This is a genomic window from Tistrella arctica (assembly GCF_039630945.1).
Classification (GTDB): Bacteria; Pseudomonadota; Alphaproteobacteria; order Tistrellales; family Tistrellaceae; genus Tistrella; species Tistrella bauzanensis.
Map to the genome: position 1 here is coordinate 22,019 of NZ_JBBKTV010000008.1, position 18,867 is coordinate 40,885.

General features: G+C 66.9%; 20 protein-coding genes. 5 read left to right on the forward strand and 15 right to left on the reverse strand.

Annotation, left to right across the window (positions count from 1 at the left end):
- Positions 1–54: 54 nt before the first annotated feature.
- The 4 genes from WG924_RS18435 to WG924_RS18450 form a co-directional block, all read right to left on the reverse strand.
- Entirely contained in the window at positions 55–1,098 is a 1,044-nt protein-coding gene (locus tag WG924_RS18435; RefSeq protein ID WP_345934575.1) for a YeiH family protein, read from the reverse strand.
- A 119-nt stretch (positions 1,099–1,217) separates the two neighbouring features.
- On the reverse strand, positions 1,218–1,844 hold the full coding sequence (locus WG924_RS18440) for a gamma carbonic anhydrase family protein (protein ID WP_345934576.1): 627 nt from the start codon (positions 1,842–1,844) through the stop codon (positions 1,218–1,220).
- 59 nt (positions 1,845–1,903) lie between these two features.
- Positions 1,904–2,587, reverse strand: coding sequence for an ABC transporter ATP-binding protein (locus tag WG924_RS18445; protein ID WP_345934577.1), 684 nt, complete (start codon positions 2,585–2,587; stop codon positions 1,904–1,906).
- Positions 2,580–3,827 carry a lipoprotein-releasing ABC transporter permease subunit gene (locus WG924_RS18450; RefSeq protein WP_345934578.1) on the reverse strand — a complete coding sequence of 416 codons (1,248 nt, stop codon included), beginning with the start codon at positions 3,825–3,827 and terminating at the stop codon, positions 2,580–2,582. Before WG924_RS18450 ends, WG924_RS18445 begins: the two co-directional genes overlap by 8 nt.
- Here WG924_RS18450 and WG924_RS18455 point away from each other — a divergent pair.
- Positions 3,826–5,235, forward strand: a complete 1,410-nt coding sequence (locus WG924_RS18455) for a protein-L-isoaspartate O-methyltransferase family protein (RefSeq protein WP_345934579.1) — start codon at positions 3,826–3,828, stop codon at positions 5,233–5,235. The genes WG924_RS18450 and WG924_RS18455 overlap by 2 nt on opposite strands.
- A gap of 43 nt (positions 5,236–5,278) precedes the next feature.
- Here the strand turns inward: WG924_RS18455 and WG924_RS18460 are convergent, their stop codons facing one another.
- Positions 5,279–5,902: a hypothetical protein gene (locus WG924_RS18460; protein ID WP_345934580.1), complete on the reverse strand. Its 624-nt coding sequence runs from the start codon at positions 5,900–5,902 to the stop codon at positions 5,279–5,281.
- 40 nt (positions 5,903–5,942) lie between these two features.
- On the opposite strand from WG924_RS18460, the gene WG924_RS18465 reads away from it, so the two are divergent.
- Complete coding sequence (locus WG924_RS18465) at positions 5,943–7,235, forward strand: NCS2 family permease (protein ID WP_345934581.1); 1,293 nt, start codon at positions 5,943–5,945, stop codon at positions 7,233–7,235.
- A 303-nt stretch (positions 7,236–7,538) separates the two neighbouring features.
- Here WG924_RS18465 and WG924_RS18470 read toward each other — a convergent pair whose 3' ends face one another.
- Positions 7,539–7,724 carry a hypothetical protein gene (locus WG924_RS18470; RefSeq protein WP_345934582.1) on the reverse strand — a complete coding sequence of 62 codons (186 nt, stop codon included), beginning with the start codon at positions 7,722–7,724 and terminating at the stop codon, positions 7,539–7,541.
- A gap of 63 nt (positions 7,725–7,787) precedes the next feature.
- Positions 7,788–8,564: an AraC family transcriptional regulator gene (locus tag WG924_RS18475; protein WP_345934583.1), complete on the reverse strand. Its 777-nt coding sequence runs from the start codon at positions 8,562–8,564 to the stop codon at positions 7,788–7,790.
- Between the two features lie 141 nt (positions 8,565–8,705).
- On the opposite strand from WG924_RS18475, the gene WG924_RS18480 reads away from it, so the two are divergent.
- Positions 8,706–9,893, forward strand: coding sequence for an MFS transporter (locus WG924_RS18480; RefSeq protein WP_345934584.1), 1,188 nt, complete (start codon positions 8,706–8,708; stop codon positions 9,891–9,893).
- Between the two features lie 11 nt (positions 9,894–9,904).
- Here the strand turns inward: WG924_RS18480 and WG924_RS18485 are convergent, their stop codons facing one another.
- On the reverse strand, positions 9,905–10,270 hold the full coding sequence (locus WG924_RS18485) for a cupin domain-containing protein (RefSeq protein WP_345934585.1): 366 nt from the start codon (positions 10,268–10,270) through the stop codon (positions 9,905–9,907).
- A gap of 66 nt (positions 10,271–10,336) precedes the next feature.
- The gene (locus WG924_RS18490; protein ID WP_345934586.1) at positions 10,337–11,362 is read right to left on the reverse strand and encodes a zinc-dependent alcohol dehydrogenase family protein; all 1,026 of its coding nucleotides are present in this window, start codon (positions 11,360–11,362) and stop codon (positions 10,337–10,339) included.
- 151 nt (positions 11,363–11,513) lie between these two features.
- Here WG924_RS18490 and WG924_RS18495 point away from each other — a divergent pair, with 151 nt between their 5' ends.
- Together WG924_RS18495 and WG924_RS18500 are read left to right on the forward strand one after the other, a co-directional pair.
- Positions 11,514–12,395 carry a LysR substrate-binding domain-containing protein gene (locus WG924_RS18495; protein WP_345934587.1) on the forward strand — a complete coding sequence of 294 codons (882 nt, stop codon included), beginning with the start codon at positions 11,514–11,516 and terminating at the stop codon, positions 12,393–12,395.
- Between the two features lie 114 nt (positions 12,396–12,509).
- Positions 12,510–13,169 (forward strand): LysE family transporter, encoded by a 660-nt coding sequence (locus tag WG924_RS18500; RefSeq protein WP_345934588.1) that lies wholly within the window; start codon positions 12,510–12,512, stop codon positions 13,167–13,169.
- Here WG924_RS18500 and WG924_RS18505 read toward each other — a convergent pair whose 3' ends face one another.
- The 6 genes from WG924_RS18505 to nuoN all read right to left on the reverse strand — a co-directional run bounded on the left by WG924_RS18505 (position 13,170) and on the right by nuoN (position 18,855).
- A complete protein-coding gene (locus tag WG924_RS18505) occupies positions 13,170–13,409 on the reverse strand; it encodes a DUF1467 family protein (RefSeq protein ID WP_345934589.1) in 240 nt (79 codons plus the stop codon).
- A 135-nt stretch (positions 13,410–13,544) separates the two neighbouring features.
- On the reverse strand, positions 13,545–13,955 hold the full coding sequence (gene mce / locus WG924_RS18510) for a methylmalonyl-CoA epimerase (protein WP_345934590.1): 411 nt from the start codon (positions 13,953–13,955) through the stop codon (positions 13,545–13,547).
- Between the two features lie 137 nt (positions 13,956–14,092).
- Positions 14,093–15,796, reverse strand: coding sequence for a ribonuclease J (locus WG924_RS18515; RefSeq protein WP_345934591.1), 1,704 nt, complete (start codon positions 15,794–15,796; stop codon positions 14,093–14,095).
- Complete coding sequence (locus WG924_RS18520; RefSeq protein ID WP_345934592.1) at positions 15,793–16,572, reverse strand: type III pantothenate kinase; 780 nt, start codon at positions 16,570–16,572, stop codon at positions 15,793–15,795. Before WG924_RS18520 ends, WG924_RS18515 begins: the two co-directional genes overlap by 4 nt.
- A 25-nt stretch (positions 16,573–16,597) precedes the next feature.
- Positions 16,598–17,410 carry a biotin--[acetyl-CoA-carboxylase] ligase gene (locus tag WG924_RS18525; protein ID WP_345934593.1) on the reverse strand — a complete coding sequence of 271 codons (813 nt, stop codon included), beginning with the start codon at positions 17,408–17,410 and terminating at the stop codon, positions 16,598–16,600.
- Positions 17,407–18,855, reverse strand: coding sequence for an NADH-quinone oxidoreductase subunit NuoN (nuoN, locus tag WG924_RS18530; protein ID WP_345934594.1), 1,449 nt, complete (start codon positions 18,853–18,855; stop codon positions 17,407–17,409). The genes WG924_RS18525 and nuoN overlap by 4 nt, the downstream gene beginning before the upstream one ends.
- Between the last annotated feature and the right edge of the window lie 12 nt (positions 18,856–18,867).

Below are 18,867 nucleotides of genomic sequence, written 5' to 3' on the forward strand. Positions count from 1 at the left end.
GGCTGATCCTCCCCTTCGGCATCAAGCGCCGATCGGGGAGATCCATCTCACCCGTCAGGCCAGCAGGGTCACAACGGCCAGCGGCACCGCCGCCACCGTGATCGTCAGGCACAGACCCAGCAGCACCGGCCGCATGCCGCGCGCCCGCACCCGCCCCAGATCGGTGCCGAAGCCGATTGCCGCCAGGGCGACCGTCAGCATGATCGGCGTCGCGACCGCACCGGCCGCGCGCACCGCATCCGGCACCACGCCCAGGCTGTTGAGCCCGGCCAGCGCCACGAAGCCCACCGCGAACCACGGCACCGGCACCGAGGCCGCCGCATGTTCGGCATCGGCAAGCGTGGTGCGTCGTGCCGCGCGCGCGGCAATCCAGACCAGCAGCCCGACCACCGGCGCCAGCATGGCGACACGGGCCAGTTTGGCGATCACCGCCGTTTCGCCCGCCAGCGTGCCATGCTGGAAGCCGGCGGCAACCACCTGCGCCACCTCGTGCACCGATGCGCCGATCCACAGGCCATAGGCGCGCGGGTCCAGGCCCAGCGCCGTGCCCAGCAGCGGCCACAGGGCCATGGCCGCGGTGCCGAACAGGGTCACCACACCCACGGCATAGGCAATCTCGTCGTCATGGGCGCGAACCGCCGAGCCCACGGCCGCCGCCGCCGAGGCGCCGCAGATCGCGGTGCCGCCGCCAATCACCGTCGCCAGCCGCGGCTCCACGCCCAGCAGCCGGCCCAGCGGCTGGGCCAGGGCCAGGGTTGCCGCCAATGCCGCCAGCGCCGCCGCGATGCCGTCCAGCCCCAGGCCCAGAATGTCGCCCGCCGTCACCTGCAGGCCAAGCAGGGCCACCCCCAGCCGCATCAGGGGCTTGGACGCGACCGCCAGCCCCGGCACGGCCATGGCCGGCGCCCGGCCGATCATCGCCCGCAGCACCAGCCCCAGGCCGATCGCCACCAGCACCGGGCTGACCAGCCCGGCACCCGCCATCCGCGCCAGCAGAATGGCCGCGGCACCGATCGCCCCGGCCAGCGCCAGCCCTGGCAGCTTGCCAAGCAGGCGGCCGGCGCGGCTGCGGACCTGTGTGGAAGGAACGGTGGTCATGGGCGGGGTGGTCCTTCGTGCATCGGTGTGACACACGCAGCATCGCCCGCCACGACCATTCGCTCCAACGAATTATACAGCTCGTTTCGTTCGGAAAAAACGATTGATTGGCGTCGCGCTCAACCGCCGGAGGTCCGGGGGCCCATCTCCTGACGGACGATGCCCTGATGCACAGCGGCCAGATCGGCATAATGCCGGGCGGTCGCTGTCAGCATCGGCATGCCGTCGGTGCCGATATCGCGCAGCTTGCGGGCCGGCACGCCACCCCACAATTCTCCGGCCGCAACATGCTTCTCCTGCCCGACCAGCGCGCCGGCACCGACGATCGCGCCGCCATCGACCACCGCGCCGTCGAGCACGGTGGCGCTCATGCCGACAAAGGCACCGGCCTGAAGCGTGCAGGCATGGATGACCGCGCGGTGGCCGACGGTGACGTCATCGCCGATGAAGGTGGCGAAGCTCGCCCGGTTGACATGCACGATCGTGCCGTCCTGAAGGTTGACGCCCCGGCCGACCCGGATGCTGTTGACATCGCCGCGCAGCACGCAGCCATACCAGACACTGCTCTTCGCAGCGATCTCGACATCCCCGATCACCACGGCGCCAGGCGCGATGAAGCACGAGGCGTCGATCCGCGGAAACCGGTCGGCGAAGGGCAGAATGATCGCGCCGGGGAAATGCCGCGCCACCGCATCGGCCGGGACGATATCGGTCGGCGCCTCAAGCTGGATGTCGGGTGAAGTCATGGCATCATCGTCCTGAAAATCATGGAAAGTCCTGTCTCGAACGGCCGTATGTCGAGCGGTCAGGCGGCGCGGTCCAGCCGCCCATGCTCAAGCCGCATGCGGCGGTCCATGCGGGCGGCGAGCTCGGGGTTGTGGGTGGCGATCAGCGCCGCCACCCCCTGATCGCGCGCGGCGCTGACCAGGGTCTGGAACACCCGCTCGGCCGTCTCAGGGTCCAGATTGCCGGTCGGTTCATCGGCCAGGATCAGCCGCGGCCGGTTGGCAAGGGCACGGGCGATCGCCACCCGCTGCTGCTCGCCGCCCGACAGCCGCGCCGGACGATGATCGGCGCGCGGCGCCAGCCCCATCAGATCGAGCAAGTCGTTCGCCCGCGCGCGCGCCTTCGCCTTCGACACGCCGGCCAGCAATTGCGGCATCATCACATTCTCCACCGCCGAGAATTCCGGCAGCAGGTGATGGAACTGATAGACGAAGCCGATGGTCGCCCGCCGCAGTCGGGTGCGCACGCCATCATCTGCCCGGCTGGCATCGGTGCCGTCGATGATCACCCGCCCGCCATCGGGACGTTCAAGCAACCCGGCCGCATGCAGCAGGGTCGACTTGCCGGCGCCCGACGGGCCGACAAGCGCCACCAACTCACCCGGATTGAGGGTGAAGTCGATGCCGCGCAGAACCTCCAGCACCTCGCCCGCCTGTTCGAACCGACGGACCAGGCCCTCCAGCATCAGCACCGGATCACTCATAGCGCAGGGCCTCCACAGGGTCGAGACGGGCGGCACGCCACGCCGGGTAAAGCGTCGCCAGGAACGACAGCACCAGCGACAGCCCGACCACGCTCACCACATCCGACCACACCACATCGGCCGGCAGCTTCGACAGGAAATAGATCTCGGCCGAGAACAACTCGGTGCCGGTCAGCATCTGGATGCCCTGGCGGATGCTCTCGATATTGGTGGCGAAGGCGAGGCCCAGGCCGAAGCCGATCAGCGTGCCGACCACACCGATCGCCGCCCCCGTCATCACGAAGATCCGCAGCACCATGCCGCGGGTCGCCCCCATGGTGCGCAGGATGGCGATGTCGCGCGATTTGTCCTTCACCAGCATCACCATGCCCGAGATGATGTTGAAGGCCGCGATCAGGATGATCAGCGTCAGGATCAGGAACATCACGTTGCGTTCAACGTCCAGCGCGCCGACCAGGGTGGAATTGGTCTGCTGCCAATCGGTCAGTACCACGCCGCGATCACGCAGAAGACCGGCCAGTTCAGCCCGCACAGCCCGCACATCCTGTGGATTGCGGACATCCACCTCGATGGCGGTGGCGGCGTCGCCGGTCTGGAAGAAGGTCTGCGCGGTGTCGAAGGGCATGAAGACCAGGGAACTGTCGAATTCGAACATCCCCACTTCGAACAGCGCCACCACCGGGAACGACACCTGCCGCGGCATGCCGCCGAACGGTGTCGCCACCGCGCGCGGCGAGATCAGGTTGAGGTCGTCCCCCACCTGCAAGCCAAGGCGCTGGGCCATTCTGAGCCCGATGGCGACCCCCTTGCCCTGGAAATCGTCCAGGCTGCCGACCCGGATATTGTCGGCGATCAGGGCCTTGCGCGCCAGATCGTCATGGGTGAAGCCGCGCACCAGCGCGCCACGCGAATCGGCCGGCCCGCTGGCCAGAACCTGGCCCTCGACCATCGGCAGCGCGGTAATGACCACACGGGCGGTCTGGAGATCGGCGGCGATGCCGGCGTAATCGACGATACCGCGCCCCGAGGCGCTGAACACGGTCATATGGCCGTTCAGGCCCAGGATCCGGTCGACCAACTGGTCGCGGAAGCCCTTCATCACCGCCAGCACCACGATCAGCGTGCCGACGCCGAGGGCGATGCCGAGCAGCGAAAAACCGGCGATGACCGAGATGAACCCTTCCTTCCGCCGGGCCCTGAGATAGCGGAAGGCGATGAGACGCTCGACTGTCGAGAACATGCAGGTTCCGTTGACCAGGGAGGGGAGACGTGCGGCAGCCGCCGCGTGGCCAGACTTTAGGGGTCGGCGGCGTCCAGCGCAACCGGCAGCCCCAGGCCCGCAGCGACAGGTCATGACCGACCACCCGATAAGCCGCAGCCAAAGGAGGCTTAACGTGCCGATGTTCGAGGAAAAGACCGTGAGGGCGCATCAGGATGCCCTGTTCCGCCAGATCAAGTCATATCTGCCGATCCGCGGGCAGCGGATACAGATTTCACCAGCGCTCGCGGACGCCTTTTTCCGCTTTCCCCGACATGCCTTCGTCTCCGGCTTTCGCAGGCCGGGGGCGCAGGCAGGCGCGCCGGTGACGCCCGCGGATCCCGGTTTCCTGGCCGGCGCCTACGAAAACAGCCCCTTGATGTATGTCGACGAGGCGGGCCGGATGCTGCCGGCCTCCAGTTCGGAACCCGCCTTCATCCTGCATCTGGCAGCACTGCTCGACGTACAGCCCGGCCAGCGCGTGCTGGAAATCGGCTGCGGGACCGGCTGGCTCATGGCCCTGCTCTCCCATCTCGTGGGCCCCGAGGGGCATGTGACGGGCGTCGAGATCAATCCCCGCCTTCATGCAGAGGCAGTCGGGAACCTGCGGGCGCAGGGGCTTGCCAATATCACGGTGATCGCGGGTGACGGTTTCACGGCCTGCGGACCCGGCACCTTCGATCGCCTGATCATGACCGCGTCCGCCTATCAGTTGCCGCACCGGCTGCTGACGATCCTGACCGAGGGCGGCAAGGCCATCATCCCGATCCGCAATCGGGGCCTTGCCGAAGAAGCCCATCTGCTGGAACGCAGGGGCGACCGGCTGGTGTCGTGCATCACACGGCTGTGCAAATTCGTCCCCGTGGCCGGCCCGTCAGCCACCGGAACCCCGGTCATCCCCCTGGCAGACGACACAGCCATCAACCGGCTGAGGACCGCAGCCTTGTCCCGGTCGGCGATGGCATTCGGGCAGGAGGCGCCGGGCGACATGCTGCGCCACGCCCTGCCCTTCACGGCGTTCTTGTCGAAAGTGGCGCCGGATTTCCGGGCCTGGTCGATGGGGCAATCCGGCCGGGGGCAGCTCGATGTCGCCGTGTTCGGCGATCCAGACAATTATGGCTTCGGCCTCGTCGACGAAACCCGTGGATCGGCGGCCATATGGCACAAGGGCGAGGTGACGGCCTTCGGCACGCCCGATGCCGCCAACGCCCTGACCTTGCGACTGACAGAATGGGTGGCCGCCGGGCGCCCGTCCGGCTTCGCCTTCGGTCTGACCGTCACAGCGGCCGGCGCCGCGCCGCCCACGGATGCTTCGACGCAACTCCATCGCGAGGACCGGGGCGATCTCACGTTCTGGTGGCATATCCGGCCGCCGGATCTGCGCCTCTGACGGCGGGCGCGCACGCAGAGAGCCAATAATCGTCCGTCCGGAATCAGCGCCCCTCCCGCTCCAGGCGGGCGCAGGCTGCGGCGACGGCGTTCTGTGCCGGATCGTCCAGCCGCTCGCCATTCCAGGCCACCATGCCATCGGCACCGATGCTGATCTGCCCCAGATCGACCTCGGCCGCACCGAGCGGCGTGCCCGTGGCATAGCCGAAACGTTCCAGCGGCAATCCCAGATCGAGGGTGATCCGGTCGCCGAGGGCCCGGCGCGCCGCATCCGCGCCATAGCCGCCATCCAGATCGGCCGGCGCGACCGCGCGGCCATGGACATCGACACCCGGCTGCCAGGCCACATCTGGCGCCGGGCGATGGGCGGTGATGCGTTCGCAGAAGGCCCGGTCAACCGTGACGGTAACGCCACGCCCATCGCCATCGATGCGGATCGGTGCCGTAGCACGCTCGCCAGCCAGCGCCGCGCCGGTGTATAAGCCGAAGAGAACCAGCAATGCGCCGCCCCCCGCCGGACGGCCGGGCCGCACGGCCCCGGCCCCGTGCCATTCATCCGGCTGCGGTGCCCTCGATCCAACCAGAAACAGACGCAACCGGTCGGCCCGGCTGCGGCGCCCGATGCGGTGTCGTCTCCGGAGCAGAAACCGGTTCATCAGATCGGTCATCCTCATCGGCATCGCTGTGCCCGTCCAGGAGCTTGCGGGAATGCTCAAAACCTATTTCCAGCTCGATCAGCTTGGAACCACGGTCCGTCGGGAGGTCGTCGCGGGCGTGACGACCTTCCTGACCATGGCTTACATCATCTTCGTCAATCCGGTGATCCTCGCCAATGCCGGCATGGACCAGGGGGCGGTATTCGTCGCCACCTGCGTCGCCGCGGCCATCGGCTGCCTGATCATGGGGCTGCTCGCCAACTATCCCGTGGCGCTGGCGCCGGGCATGGGCCTGAACGCCTTCTTCACCTTCACCGTCGTGCTTGAGATGGGCTACACCTGGAATCAGGCTCTGGGGGCGGTGTTCATCTCAGGGCTGGTGTTCTTCATTCTGGCACTGGTCAAGGTCCGGGAATATATCATCAACGCCATTCCGATGACGCTGAAGCTGTCGATCTCGGCGGGCATCGGGCTGTTCCTCGCGATCATCGCGCTTGAAAACGCCAAGGTCGTCGTCGACCATCCGGCCACCCTCCTGACACTCGGCGACGTGACCCAGCCCACCGTGCTGCTGGCGGCGCTGGGCTTCTTCGTCATCTGCGCGCTGCACTATCGCAACATCACCGGCAGCATCATCATCGGTATCCTGCTGGTGACGATCCTGTCGATCCTGACCGGGCTGAACCAGGCCCAGGGCATCGTCAGCATGCCGCCATCGGTGGCACCCACCTTCTTCCAGCTCGACATCATGGGCGCGCTGGAAGCCGGCATGTTCGGCGTGATCTTCGCGTTCCTGTTCGTCGACCTGTTCGATACCGCCGGCACGCTGGTCGGTGTGGCCCATCGGGGCGGGCTGCTCGACAAGGACGGCAGGCTGCCGCGCATCGGCAAGGCCCTGCTGGCGGACAGCGGCGCCACCATGGTCGGCGCCATCTTCGGCACCTCCACCGTCACCAGCTATATCGAAAGCGCGTCTGGCATCAATGCCGGCGGCCGCAGCGGCCTGACCGCCGTGGTGGTGGCGATCCTGTTCCTGGTGGCGCTGTTCTTCGCCCCGCTCGCAGGCTCGGTGCCGGCTTATGCGACAGCACCGGCCCTGCTGTTCGTGGCCCTGCTGATGATGCGCGGTCTGTCGGAACTGGACTGGGACGACATGACGGAAGTGGCGCCCGGCGTGCTGGCCGCCATCACCATGCCGCTGACCTATTCCATCGCCAACGGCATCGCCATCGGCTTCGTTGCGTATGCAGCCGTGAAGCTGCTGGCGGGCAGGATCGGTGATGTTTCGGTCGCAGTCTGGATTCTGGCCATCCTGTTCATTCTTAAGTTCGCCTTTATCGGCTGATACGTTGATATAGTACGAGAAACCGGGGGACGGCTATGGGGAACGCCCCCGGTTTCCCGTTCACGGTGCACTGCACAACGGACAAAGCAGCGACCCCGTTCAATCTCGCGGTTTGCTGCGCTTTGCCGGACCTCTTGTCAGAATATTTCGTTTGTGCGGCGCACCTATGCAAAAAATATCGTGACGGATGTCACATTCCTGCGTAATCTCCGTTTTGCCGACGGACAGGGCACCGGCAGAAGAACCGGCCCAACGTCTAGGGAGGGTGACCCGGCCTAACGGCTGGTGACAGGATTGAGCGGTTCAAGAGCATCCGGTGGCCACGATGCCACCACGTTCGGCCCACGGCCGGAACGCGAGGAGCCACCGTTCGATCGAACAAGAATTGATGGTGTCGCCGGTAAAACGGACGGCACCCGAAGGGTCTATAACAATAAACACATCGTGCCGGTCGGTTGCCGTCGAACCGGATATGATGTTCAGCGCCAAGCGGAACTCTTCTGAAAAAGGCCGTGTTTTCACGGTCTTTTTTTTTGCCCGCCGCGCCGCGATTCAGGTGTCGGACCCGGCCATGTAATGGCCGGGGGTGGTGCCCAGCGCCCGGCGGAACATCGCGGTAAAGGCCGACGGACTGCGATAGCCAAGGCGTGCGGCAACCACTGAAACACTCAGGCCTTGCGACAACTGCGACAGCGCCTCGACCAGCCGGGCCTGCTGGCGCCAGCGCAGGAAACCCATGCCGGTCTCGCGCTGAAAGGCGCGGGCCAGGGTTCGGGTGCTGGCGCCGGCAGCCTCGGCCAACACCTCGAAGCCCGCCTCATCGGCCAGATCGTCCAGCACCCGCCGGCACAATCGCACCAGCCTTGGATCGCGCGGCCAGGGCAGATGCAGCGGAATGGTTCGCGGGCTGGCCAGTTCATGCAGAATCAGCCGGGCGACCGCCTCGCCCCGGCTGTCTTCGGCATAGTCGACCGGCTCGACGGTCGCGGCCTCGATCAGTTCGCGCAGCAGCGGCGACACCTCGATGACGGTGCAGGACCGCGGCAGGCGGCGCGCGGCCTCAGGGGTTATATAGACCGTGCGCATGGCAACCGCGCCGATCGTCCGCAAACCATGTTCCACCGCAGGCGGCACCCACAGCGCCCGCATCGGTGGCACCAGCCACAATCCGGTCGCGGCGGTAACCTCCATCACGCCGGCCGCCGCGTGCAGAAGCTGACCGCGTGGATGCAGATGTGGCGCCACGACACTGCCCGGCTTGAAATCCTTGGCCATGGCGGCCACCGGTCGTGACACATGCTGATAGTCGGCGGGGTCGGTGCTGCGCATGCTGCCGCTCACGTTTCGAGGGTCCGGGGACACATTGTCCGATTGGCGACACCAATCGACCGGACATCGCTGATCGGTCGATCCTACACTCCATCCAACCGCTCGGAAAAGCGGATCCCTTCCCTGCCTCAGGTCCGGTCCATGACCCATAACCGCCGCGTCATCACCTTCATCAATCTGGCCCATGTGGCCGATCATATGTTCATGCTGATCTTCCCGACCGCGGTGATCGGCATGACCTCGGCCTTCGACATGTCCTATGGCGCGCTGCTGACCCTGTCGCTGGGCGGGTTCATCGCCTTCGGCGCCGGATCGATCCCGGCCGGCTGGCTGGGCGATCTGTGGAGCCGGCGCAATATGATGGCGGTGTTCTTCATCGGCATCGGTGCCGCCGCCATCGCCACCGGCTTTGCCCAGGGCACGACGATGATCGCGGTCTGCCTGACCGGGATCGGGCTGTTCGCCTCGATCTATCACCCGGTCGGCACAGCCATGCTGACCGCCCATGCCGAGCGGCTGGGCCGCGAGATCGGCATCAATGGCGTGTTCGGCAATCTGGGCGTCGCCTTCGCGGCACTGATCACCGGTGCCATCACCCAGTATCTGGGCTGGCGCTGGGCGTTCATCCTCCCCGGCGCGGTGGCGGTGGTGACCGGTCTGCTGTTCCTGATGCTGGTGCCCGACCGGCCGGCACCGGCGATCCGGTCGCGGGGCGCCACGGGGCCGATCCCGCGCGGGGTGATGGTGCGCGCCTTCGCCGTGCTGGCCATGGTCACCATCGCGGGCGGGCTGGTGTTCAACGCCACGACCATCGCCATGCCGCAATTGTTCACCGAACGGCTGGCCGATCTGGTCAGCACGCCGATGGGCATCGGCGCCCTCACCGCCCTGGTTTTCGTGGCCGGCGCCACCTCTCAGCTGATCGTCGGCCGGCTGATCGACCGCTATACGCTGCGCCAGGTGTTTCTGCCGCTGGCGGCGCTTCAGGCGCCCTGCCTGCTGCTGGCGGCCACCACCGGCGGCTGGACGCTGATCCCGCTGGCGGTGGTGATGATGTTCGCGATCTTCGGCCAGGTGACGATCAATGACGGCATGGTCGCCCATTACACCGCCGACCGCTGGCGCGCCCGCGCCTATGCCGTGCGCTATCTGGTCTCGTTCGCGGCCAGCGCCTGCGCGGTGCCGCTGATCGCCTGGACCCATGACGGCGGCGCGGGCTTCGCCGGCCTGTTTCCGGTGCTGGCGGCCTTCGGCGGCATCGTGTTCGTGGGCGCCACCATCTTCCCCGGGCGTCCACGGGGGCAGACGGTCGCCGTCGCGGCGGAATAACGGCCAGCCGTTCAGCCATCCAGAGCGGCCGGCGCCGCCACCGTCCGCTCATTGACCACATTGCCGGTGTTCAGGGTGGTGGCGGGCTCGATCAGCATCACCTCGCATGGCTCGGGCGCCACCGGCATATGCTCGATGCCGCGCGGCACGATGATGAACTCGCCCGGCTCCAGCCAGACATCATGATCGCGGAACCGCATCTGCATGCGGCCGCGCACCACCAGGAACATCTCGTCTTCATGCTCATGCGCATGCCAGATGAATTCGCCGTCAAGCCGCACCAGCTTGATATGCGAGCCGTTCACCGCGCCAGCGATCCGCGGGCTCCAGGGCGTGTCGATGGTCTGGAAGGCGGCCGCGAGGTTGATCTTCTGCATGGTCGGATGCTCCCGGTGACGCGATAGCGGTGAACGATACCGTGGACGCTCGGATACCGTGGACGCTCAGGTCGCCGCGTCGGCCCTGACATCGATCACGACCTTGCCGGTCGCCCGGCCCTCTTCCAGATGCGCCTGGGCGGCGCCGGCCTGGGCCAGACTGAAGCGGGCGGGATCGAGCAGCGGCCGCAGACGGCCGGCCTCGACCAGCGCCGCCACCCGGTTCATGATCTGGCCGTGATGCTCGCGTCCGATATCGTGCAGGATCGGAATGATCATGAACACCACATGCAGCGACAACCCTTTGCCATGCATGGGCGTCAGCTCCGCCGGATATTGCGACACGATGGTGACCACCCGGCCGTTCAGCCGCGCAGCGGCAAAGGATGTCGCGAGGTCGCTGCCGCCGGTCGCGTCCATCACCACATCGAAGCCGCGCCCGGCGGTGAGCCGCGCCACATAGGCCTCGGCGGTCTCGTCGCGGTAATTCACCGTCTCGTCGGCGCCGAGCTCGCGGGCGATCCGCGCCTTTTCGGGCGACGAGATCGTGGCGGTAACATGGGCACCGGCCGCTTTGGCGATCTGGATCGCGACATGGCCGACCCCGCCGGCGCCACCATGGATCAGCACCCGCTCGCCCGGCTCCACCCGCGCCCTATCGATCAGCCCCTCCCAGGCCGTGATCGAGACCAGCGGCAGGGCCGCCGCCTCGCGGAAGCCGAGGCCGCTCGGCATACGCGCCAACACCCGCGCATCCGCCCGGATATATTCGGCATTGGTGCCGTCGACGGTTTTCACGCCCCCCGGCGAGCCGAACACCCGGTCGCCGACCGCAAATCCGGTAACGCCGTCGCCCAGCGCCACCACCACGCCCGCCATGTCACAACCCAGCACACCCGGCAGGGCCGGGGCCATGGCGGGGCCATTGCGACGTAGTTTGTAATCGATCGGATTGACGCTGGCGGCATGAACCTGCACCAGCACCTCGCCCCGGCGCGGTGACGGCACCGGCCGTGTCTGGGCGGTCAGGTTCTCAGGCCCGCCAAAGGCGCTGAGCACCGCGGCGGTCATGGTGGCGGGGATCTCGGTCATGGTGCTTGCCTCATGAATGATCGTACGGAAGGTGCGGGAGCGCACCGGGGCTGGGATCATTGAACCGCCGATCCATTGATGACGGAAATGAATAGTTCCAATTCCAGCAACAAGAATTCAACATGGATCGTCGCGATCATGGAGCCTGCCGATGACCCTGCCCGATCTGGACATCGATCTCGTCCGCTGTTTTCTGGCCGTGGCGGAAACCGGGGGCTTCACCTCGGCCGGCGAACGGCTGGGCCGCACCCAGTCGGCCATCAGCCTGAAGATCCGCCGGTTGGAAGAGGTGCTGGGGCGCAGGGTTTTCGCCCGCACCAGCCGGTCACTGGCACTGACCACCGATGGCGAGCTGCTGCTGGGCTATGCCCGCCGGCTGGTGGCGCTGAACGACGAGACCCTGAAGCGGTTCGCCGAGCCCGAGGCCGAAGGCGAGTTACGGGTCGGTGTCGCTGAATATTTCGTGCCCCGGCATCTCCCGGCGGTGCTCTCGGCCTTCGCCCGTGCCCATCCCCGCGTCCATGTCGAAATCCGGGTCGGGCTGGGCGCCAGCCTGATGGAAGGCCTGGATCGCGGCGCACTCGATCTGGTCATCGCCAATCGCGACGAAGGCGTCGATCGGGGACGGGTTCTGATGACCGAGGCGCTGCGCTGGGTGACCGCGACCGATCTGCGGCTCGATACGGCCACGCCGCTGCCGCTGTGCACCCTGCCCAGCCCCTGCATCTTCCGCGCCCGCGCGATCGAGGCCCTGGCCGGCCGCGATCGGCGCTGGCGGGTGGTCTATACCTCGGAAAGCGTATCGGGCGTGGCGGCGGCGGTAACCGCCGGGTTGGGGATCGCGGTGCTGGGCGACTGCACGGTGCCGCCGGGGGTGCGCGTGCTGTCGGAGGCCGAAGGTTTCCCGGCCCTGGGCGAGGTGGAACTGGCGGTGTTCGGCGAGGCCCGTGCCCCCGCAGCCCTGGCCCAGTCATTCACCGGTTTCGTCTCCGATCGGCTGCGCGCGCTGGTGCCCAGCCATTGTGCCGCCTGACCGCGCGATCAGCCGGCATTCATGCCGACCAGAACCGTTGGCGAGGCTTGTCTGCCAGGAGCCACCGGGCGATGCTTGAATTGATGCTCCACCGCTGCCCGAGACCAGAACCCCATGACCGAAACGCTGCCCGACGGACTGTTCCTCAGCTGGCTCGCCATCTTCGGCATCGGCATGCTGGGCGCGATGTCACCCGGACCCAACCTGCTGATCACCATGCGCACGGCGCTGAGCCTGGGGCCGCGCCACGGGCTGGCGGTTGCGGCCGGGCTTGCCACCGGCAACGCGGTGCACGCCACGCTGGGCCTGATCGGGGTCACGGTGCTGATCGCCCAGACGCCGCTGCTCTACGACATCCTGCGCTGGGCCGGCGCTGGGTTTCTGGTGTTCATCGGCTTGAAGGCGCTGCTGTCGCGGCAATCGGCGATCGCCGGCGCCGCCCTGGCCGTAGACACCGCGGCCACCGGACCGCGCCGCTACCATGCCTCGGCCTCGGCCGGACTCGCGACCAATCTTCTGAACCCGAAGGTCGCGATCTTTTTCCTGGCCCTGTTCACCCAGATCATCGATCCGGCCACGCCTGAACCGGCGAAGCTGCTCTATGGCGCCACCATGGTTGGCGTGGAACTGCTGTGGTTCGGCACCGTCGCCTGCGTGATCGGCACCCCGGCGGTGCGCCGCCGGCTGCTGCGCGCGGGCCCGTGGATCGATCGGGTCACCGGCGGCGCGCTGCTGGCGTTGGGCCTGCGGCTGGCTTTCATACGCGGTGTCTGATCAGCGCACCAGACCATTCAGAAGATCCGACCGGATCAGGACATCGACGCCATAGGTCAGCGCCGCCGCGATCACGCTGGTCGCCGCCGCCTTCACCCACAGCCGCGGATTGCGGGGCGCCCCCGATGCCTCGGCGTGCTCGTCCTTGTGGTCATGGCGCACGCCCACCGGCAGCGTCATGAAGAACAGCGGCCACCAGACGATCACGAAGACCAACGCCACGGTGAACCAATTCTCCATGCCAGGATGTCCTTCAGGGTGATGAGCCCGAGACCAGGGCGGCCGGACCAGATATAACGCCCGCCCGGCGGTCAGGCCGGGCGGGCGCGGATTGAAGGCGACGTCAGGTGCCGCATTGCAGTGGCTCGGCCCCGATCAGGCGCCGACCTGCTCCAGCTCCACCAGCGTGCCATTGGTGTCCTTGGGGTGCAGGAACAGGATCGGCTTGTCATGGGCGCCGATCTTCGGCTCGCCATCGCCCAGCACCCGCATGCCGTCGGCCTTCAGCTTGTCGCGCGCGGCATAGATGTCATCGACCTCATAGCACACATGGTGCACGCCGCCCGACGGGTTGCGCTCAAGGAACTTCGCGACCGGGCTGTCGGCGCCCAGCGGGTGCAGAAGCTCGATGGCGGTGTTGTCCAGGCGCACGAACACCGTGGTCACGCCATGGGCGGGCTGGTCCTTCGCGGCCGAAACGGTGGCGCCGAAGGTGTTGCGATACAGGCTGGCTGCCGCATCGAGATCGGGGACGACGATGGCGACATGGTTGAGGCGTCCGATCATCGGCAGAGGCTCTCCTCAGTCTAGGGGTACGCGACCCGGTTTTCTGCGGTTTATATCGCTGGTTCCACCATGCGGGCAGCATGGCCGCCGCGGTCCGGGCTCCCCGTTCCCGTGCCGCGACGTCTTGTGGCATACAATCAGATTCGCACGACATGCACGTCGATCAAGGGCTTCTTGCCACGCCGTGTGCGCAGCCGACGGCGCAATGCCAGCCGCGTCACGTCGTGGATGCGCACATCGCTCAACACATCGTCATCATCCAGTCCGTCGATCGCCTCGGCCAGATCCTCGGCAATGTCGGCCGCCAGAGTGTCGATCTCGGAATCCGGATCGACCAGACCGGGCAGCGCCACCATCGGATCGGCTTTCAGCTCGCCATATTTGTCGACGACGACGGTCGCGAAGGCAGCGCCTTCATAGAGCATGCGCTTGCGCGCGCGCATGACCTCGCCATCCACCGGCAGCACGTCGTTATTGCCGTCGGCGACCAGATAACCCGAGGCGATCCGCGCGATCCGCCCCGGCGTGCCCGGCGCCAGCCGCACCACGGCGCCGTTCTCGACCGTCACCGCCTCGGGCACCTGAAGGCTCTTCGCCAGGGCCACATGCTCGATCAGATGGCGAGGCTCGCCATGGACCGGCACGGCGATGCGCGGCTTCACCCAGCGATACATCTGGGCCAGCTCGTTGCGGCCGCCATGCCCCGAGACATGAATATCGGCGTCACGTTCAGTGATGACCTCGGCGCCCTCGCGGGCGAGCAGGTTCAGCAACCGGCCGATCTTGCGTTCATTGCCCGGGATCTGGCGCGAGGACAGCATAACGGTGTCGCCCCGGCGCAGTTCCGCCGCCGGGTGCTCGCCCCGGGCGATGCGGGCCAGCGCCGCATTGGGCTCGCCCTGGCAGCCGGTCACCAGATACAGCAGCCGCTCGGCCGGCAGCCGGTCGGCCTCACGATCGGTCGCCAGCATGCCGGCGATGTCCAGATAGCCGGTCTCGGTGGCGGCCTTGATCATCCGGTCAAGGCCACGGCCCAGCACCACCACCTTGCGGTTGGCATCGGCCGCCGCCTTGACGATGGTTTCCACCCGCGCGATGTTCGAGGCGAAGGTGGCCACGAACACCCGGCCCTTACGGCCGGCGACCAGCCCGCCCAGATTGGCGCGGACATCCGCTTCCGATCCGGCGTCGGTTTCGCGGAACACGTTGGTCGAGTCGCAGACCATGGCGAGGACACCTTCCTCGCCGATCGCCGTCAGGCGATCGATGTCGGTGGTCTCGCCAACCAGCGGCTCGGGGTCGATCTTCCAGTCGCCGGTATGCATCACCGTGCCGAATGGCGTGCGGATCGCGATGGCGTTGGGCTCGGGGATCGAATGGGTCAGCGACACGAATTCCATGTCGAACGGCCCAAGCTTCAGCCGGCCACCCAGCGGAATGATGGTGATGTCGGCCTCGCGGTCGCCCACCCCGGACTCCCTCAGCTTCGCGCGCACCACGGCGGCGGCAAAGGGGGTCGCATAGATCGGCAGTCGCAGCCGCCGCCACAGATATGGCACCGCGCCCAGATGATCTTCGTGGGCGTGGGTCAGCACGATGCCGGCGATCTTGTCGCGGCGGGCTTCCAGAAATGCGATATCGGGCAGGATGATATCGACGCCCGGCAGCCGGTCATCGGCAAATCCCAGCCCGAAATCGATCACCACCCACTGTCCGCGGCAGCCATAGAGATTGAGATTCATCCCGATCTCGTTGGCGCCGCCCAGCGGCAGAAACAGCAATTCCTCACCCGGCTCGACCTTGGCGGTCGGCGGCAGTGCATCGTCCTTTTGTCGGGTCATGCCTTCTCTTGGATGTTGAGCCGATGAATTTCCAGCAGCCCGACAAGCGTGATGTCGGGGTCGGCGTGCTGGATAGCGTCGGTCGCGTTGAAGAAGATCGGGGCCAGACCGCCGGTTGCAATGACGGTCATCGGCTTGCCGTATTCATCGACGATCCGGCGAACCAGACCTTCGATCAGGCCGACATAGCCCCAGAAGACGCCAGCCTGCATCGCTGGCACGGTATCTTTGCCGATGACCGTCTGCGTCCGTTCGACGGCGATCCTCGGCAATTTCGCGGCGGCGCGGTGCAGCGCCTCCAAAGACAGGTTGATGCCCGGTGCGATCACGCCACCCTGATAGGAGCCGTCGGCACCGACCACGTCGAAGGTGGTTGCGGTGCCGAAGTCGATCACGATCAGGTCGCCGCCATAGATCTTATGGGCGGCGATGGCGTTCACCAGGCGGTCCGCGCCAACCTCGCGCGGGCGGTCCATGTCGATCCGCAGGCCCAGCCGGACGTCCGGATCACCGATCATCATCGGCTCCGATCCGAAATAGTCTCGACAGAGCTGCCGGAGCGAAAACTTGGTCTGCGGCACCACCGACGAGATGATCACCGCATCGATATCGGGAACCGTCAGCTCCTTCAGGGCGAATAGTTGTAGCAGCCAGACCGCGTATTCATCGGCGGTTCGCCGGCCGTCGGTGCTGGCCCGCCACTGCCCGCGCCAGTCTGTGCCATCGTGGACCGCAAACACCGTATTGGTATTGCCGACATCGATGGTGAGCAGCATCGAGGGTTTCCTTCCCGCATCTTCTTCAGGCGCCGCCCGTTACCGGCGGCTTCGCAAACACGACCTCGCCGGCGGCGAGCCGTCGGATCGTTCCATCCTCCTGAGCCAGCAGCAGCGTGCCGTCATCATCGATACCATCGAGGCGGCCGGTGACCGGCGTGGCGCCATAGCGGACCGTCGCCATCTGCCCCAGACCATAGGCTCTGGCCAGCCAGTCCGCCTTCAATCCACCCAGGCCTTTGCGCGCCCAGACCGCACGGCGGGCCGCAAAGGCCGGCGCGAAAGCCTCAACGACGTCCAGAGGGTAAAGATGGTGTGCCCCGGGGCATTCCGCCAGCACCGCCGGCGGAAACACACCATCGGTCGGCCCCGGATGCACCCGGACATTGGCACCGATGCCGGCGATGACATGGGTTCCGGACTGGTCCTCGGCGCTTTCCAGCAGGATACCGGCAAGCTTGCCCGCGACACCGTCCCTGACCAGCAGAACATCGTTGGGCCACTTCACCGCAGGCACGGCGCCCGATCCCTGCGGCAGCAAGGCGGCGATGGCATCGGCCATCGCCAGGCCCACCACGAGCGAAAGCTGCGCCGCATGTCCAGGCGGACTCTGCGGACGCAGCACCAGGCTCATATACAGATTGCCCGCCGGCGACTGCCAGACGCGGCCCTGGCGGCCGCGCCCGGTGGTCTGGCGCGCCGCCACCACCAATGTGCCATCCGGCGCGCCCTCGGCGATCAGTTGCCGCGCGAGGATGTTGGTGCTGTCGACCTCGTCGCGCAGCACCAGATTGAACGCCGGCGGCAGATCGGGGACGCGCCCCTGGCCGTCGGTCACGGCATCAGCGCCAGGGCTGCCTGCCCGGCCCGGTCCAGAAGCACGCCGGGTACGATGAAGAACAGCATGGTGAAGGCGAAGCTGATCGCGAGCGTCACGGTCAGGCCCGTGCCGATACCCCGATCGAAGGCTTCCGCCGGCTCGTCGAAATACATGATCTTGACGATGCGGAGATAGTAATAGGCGCTGACCACGCTGGAGACGACGCCGATCACCGCCAGCCAGAACAAGCCGGCCTTCACCGCCGCCTGGAAGACGAACAGCTTGCCGAAGAAGCCCGCCAGCGGCGGAATCCCGGCCAGAGAGAACATCATCGCCGCCAGGATGAAGGCGATGACCGGGCGGCTGCGCGACAGCCCGGCCAGATCGGCGATCTGTTCGACCATCCGGCCCTGCCGGCGCATCAGCAGCACGACCGAGAAGGTGCCGACGGTCATGAACAGATAGATCGCCATATAGGCGGCGACGCCGCGATAGCCCTCGACCGTGCCGGCCGTCAAGCCCACCAGGGCATAACCGACATGGCCGATCGAGCTATAGGCCAGCAGCCGCTTGATGTTGGTCTGGCCGATGGCCGCGAAGGCCGCCAGCACCATCGAGGCAACCGCGATGAACCAGGTCACCTGCTGCCATTCGCCGACCATGCCGCCGAAGGGCTCGGCCAGCACCCGGACCAGCAGCGCCATCGCGGCGATCTTCGGCGCCATGGCAAAGAAGGCGGCAACACTGGTGGGGGCGCCCTCATACACGTCGGGCGTCCACATATGGAACGGCACCGCCGAAATCTTGAAGGCCAGACCCACCATGATGAAGACCAGACCGACGATCACACCCAGCGAGGGTGCCGGCGCCGCCAGCGAAACCGCCAGCGCATCGAAGCTGGTGGACCCGGCGAAGCCATAGACCATGCTGCAGCCATAGAGCAGCATGCCCGACGACAGCGCGCCGAGCAGGAAGTATTTCAGGCCCGCTTCGGTCGACTTGACACTGTCGCGCTTGAAGGCCGCCAGCACGTAGAGCGACAGGCTCTGCAGCTCAAGACCCATATAGAGCGACATCAGGTCGTTGGCCGAGATCATCATCAGCATGCCGATGGTGGCGAACACCATCAGCAGCGGATATTCGAACCGGACCACACCCTCGCGCTCAAGATAGTCGCGCGACATGATCAGGGCGAAGATCGACGCCAGCAGCACCAGCACCTTCATGAAGGCGCCGAAGGCATCGGTCACGAACAGGCCGTGGAAGGTCACGACGCGGCCTTCGGGCCCCATCATGACCAGCACGGCCGCGATCGCGAAGCCGATGCCGGCCAGCCAGGACAGCAGCCCGGATGCCTTGTCCTTGCCCGCGAACACGCCGACGAGGATCAGAGCCATGCCGAGCACCGCGAGCCAGAGCTCGGGGAATGCCGGGGCCAGATCGGGAAGAGGATAGGACGTCATCGTAAACCTCGA